A 205-nucleotide genomic window follows, 5' to 3' on the forward strand; every position below is an offset into this window, starting at 1 on the left:
CATTGTTCTGTGTTTCAATTTTCAGCTTGATCCAGATTTTTAAAGAGCAAAACTTCGCAGCACACACAGAATGTGTACTCTGAAGTTTTCTTGTGACGAACAGTGAGGATGGTGGAGCTATGCGGGATCGAACCGCAGACCTCCTGCGTGCAAAGCAGGCGCTCTCCCAGCTGAGCTATAGCCCCATCGTAGTTAAACTCTGTTA

At 46.8% G+C, this 205-nt stretch carries 1 tRNA gene; it reads right to left on the minus strand.

The features are described from left to right. Positions 1–109: 109 nt before the first annotated feature. A tRNA-Ala gene (locus tag IAE50_RS25885) sits at positions 110–185 on the minus strand. Positions 186–205: the final 20 nt, after the last annotated feature.

It is taken from the genome of Kosakonia sp. S42, from assembly GCF_016624785.1.
In the GTDB taxonomy this organism is placed as follows: domain Bacteria; phylum Pseudomonadota; class Gammaproteobacteria; order Enterobacterales; family Enterobacteriaceae; genus Kosakonia; species Kosakonia cowanii.